Genomic DNA, 2,813 nt, shown 5'->3' on the forward strand with positions numbered 1-2,813 from the left:
GGCCCGATCCTACCTACGCAGCCGGCAACGCCAGCCAGAAGTGGTCAGGAGTTACTTTGCGGAAGAGCACGTCCGATATGCGGCAACATGACCTCAAGCTGTCAAACATTTAGTGCTCTCCGTAGTAGATGTGGTACTGGACATCCTCAAGCGAAGCATCCTCCGGGAGCTTCTCCAGGATCTGGCGGACTTCATCCTTTACAGATCTCATATCCCCTCCAGACCTCAGTTCTTGCTGCGTCTCTGAAGCACGACCATCGCCCGACGGGTGCCATCTCTACGCTACGGCGTCGGGCGTCAAATGGAACACTCGCACCAAGTTCACTGGTAGAGTCTACCGCTACTCGACGCACCTGTCCAGCCGGGAAAGCCGCCCGAACGCTCCGAATCCGGGCACTCACCGCAGAGGCACAAAGACACAAAGTGAAGATGTGAGATGGAAGATGAGAGATGTGAGATGTGCCGGCAAGCACCGGGGCGAGCAACCGCAGATGCCGCAGATTTCGCCAGAACCCCTGGACCCTAGAACCCCGGAACCCGGACGTCCAAGAACCGCCAAGGACGCCAAGAACGCCAAGGTTCGGGGGTCTGCCACGAAAACACGAAACAGGATGAAACGAAGGGGCGGCTAGGTCAGGACGAGCCGACCTGTGATCCGGGGCGCGGGAGCGACGCTCCGGCTTTTGGTCGTGCGTCCGGCACGGGCGCTGACTTGCGCCGTCGGCTGCGCAGCCGCGGCTACGGTTCGGGCGCGGGGACGCTGAAGACATCGAAGCGGATGGCGGCAAGGACTGACGGGTCGAGACCGCGGCGCTGCCACTTTTCCAGGAGCACCTGAGCTTCGCGCGCCAGGGTCGGGCCGGAAATCGTGCGTCCGTGAGAGAGACGGAACAACTGCCGGGCGTAGTCGAGGTAGAAGACTATGAACATCGTGTCGATGCCGCTTGCGGATAGCACCTGTTTCGTGTCCGTTTCCATCGCGCACAGAGCTACGAGCGAAGCCTGGTAGCGTTCGCACATTTCGGCATAGATGCGGGCTGTTGTTTGCGCTGCAATCTCGGGCGAGTACTTCGCCTTCCAGCGCGACAGTCTGCGGGTTACATCAGACATAGTGAGTCTCCTTTCAGGCCGTCAGGCCTGGTTACTGACTTCTCGGACCTTCTGGGCCGTCTTGGCCATTGGGGCTTGGTCATTGGTCATTAGTCCACTTGGCCTTCACCGGTATTAGAGTTCCCTCCAGCCCGGAACGTAACATGGATCTTCACAGCGCGTAGCGGATGCGCTGCTGTGGACCCGGCGACCTCCGGACCGAGACCTGAGCCGGGACTTGCGCCGGCGACCTGGGGGTCAATCCGGGGGTGACTGCCGGGCTCAAGGCCGAACACAACACGACCGTCACCATGGCCATCAATCAAGGACTTGGCGCGGGCCTCAGCGCCAGGTAGAACGCCCGGCTCAGTGCGGCACGCAACCGCGCGATCACTGTTGCGACCAGCGCTGCGTAGGCTCCGGATCTCAGCGCCGCTGTCGGCGTCTGGTCCGACCCGGCCGTGAGCGCGGCGTTCACTTGGCCGTTCAGCCGCGAGTTGAACGCGGCGACCAGTCACGCCATCAGCGTGGAGTCAACTGCCGAACTCAGGACGGCATCAAGTCGCGCGGTTCTGGTGCGGGTGCTTTGAACTGCACCCGGTTCTGCACCCAAGCTCCACCCGAACCGCGTGAGGGCGACCGCAGACCCGCGTCTTCCGGGCAAAGCGGCAGTCTCGCTTCCGCAATCCAGACGGCGTTCCGACCTGAGTGAATCACGGCCGCCAAGGACACATTCGTGGCGGCCTCATTGCGGCGTGGAACTTCTCACTGGGGGCAAGCAGTGAGCTACCCCTGCAGGAACTCAGCAGAGCACTCTGCCGTAAGTGACTGAAAGTAATCATTTTAGCCATCACAGGAGCTTATTGACAGGAGTACGCCCACGGATATTATTATCCAACTTGGTTGAATAGTATGTTGCAGAAGGTGGATACGCTGGTCGGGACGATGGAGTCGAGCCGACAGGCTCTGAATCCGATGTCAAAGCCACGAAAGCACGAAAGGCACGAAACGGACAGGAGAGTATCCGCAGATGACGCAGATTACTCAGATGTCCGGGATTCCGGAACCGAATCTGCGAAATCTGTGGTGTCCGCTTCGGTTCCCCTTCATTCGGTTTCGTGTCTTCGTGGCTATCGATTTCGGAGTCGGGGCCAGCATGGCTGGAGCTCAAGGGTCTTCCTGACCGGCCCGCCCGAGGCGGCAGGAAACGACAAGAAGAAGGTGCCCGATTCCCGAGATGAGCCACGGAAACACGAAGGAAACGATAAACCACAGATGGACACCGATTCGGAGTTGGGAATCGGCCCGAGCATCAGTGTTTATCCGTGGCTAACCCTTTCCGGTCTTCGTGGCAATCGGTGTCGGAATCAGGGACCGCAAACAAACAGAAGGAGGAGAAGATGAGAAGCAGGTTCGCGATAGCTCTCGCAATCGCGGCAGTCTGCGTAACGACTGCATGGGCCGGCTGGACCAGCGATGCCTTGGTCACCGGTAGTCAGAATGTGCTGCGTACTTTGAACGGTGACAATAGCGCACACAAGGTAGTCTTTGGCACCGACGGCGTCGGACACCTGGTGTGGCAAGGTGGACCCGTATCGGGCCGGCCCGGGCACATCGTGACCCCCTTTGCGCATTGCTGCTACGATTGATGTTACCTGACGATCAACCAGCGCGTCAAGGTCGAGCGCCGGGAGCAGGAGTATGCGCTGGTCAATCCCTGGCGC

At 60.0% G+C, this 2,813-nt stretch carries 2 protein-coding genes; one reads left to right on the forward strand and one right to left on the reverse strand.

From position 1 onward, the window contains the following. Positions 1 to 738: 738 nt before the first annotated feature. On the reverse strand, positions 739 to 1,110 hold the full coding sequence (locus tag FJY68_14040) for a hypothetical protein (GenBank protein MBM3332942.1): 372 nt from the start codon (positions 1,108 to 1,110) through the stop codon (positions 739 to 741). 1,379 nt (positions 1,111 to 2,489) lie between these two features. Here FJY68_14040 and FJY68_14045 point away from each other — a divergent pair. Then, positions 2,490 to 2,738: a hypothetical protein gene (locus tag FJY68_14045; GenBank protein MBM3332943.1), complete on the forward strand. Its 249-nt coding sequence runs from the start codon at positions 2,490 to 2,492 to the stop codon at positions 2,736 to 2,738. Positions 2,739 to 2,813: the final 75 nt, after the last annotated feature.

This window comes from candidate division WOR-3 bacterium, from assembly GCA_016867815.1.
Taxonomy (GTDB): Bacteria; Hydrothermota; Tepidihabitantia; order Tepidihabitantales; family Tepidihabitantaceae; genus UBA2258.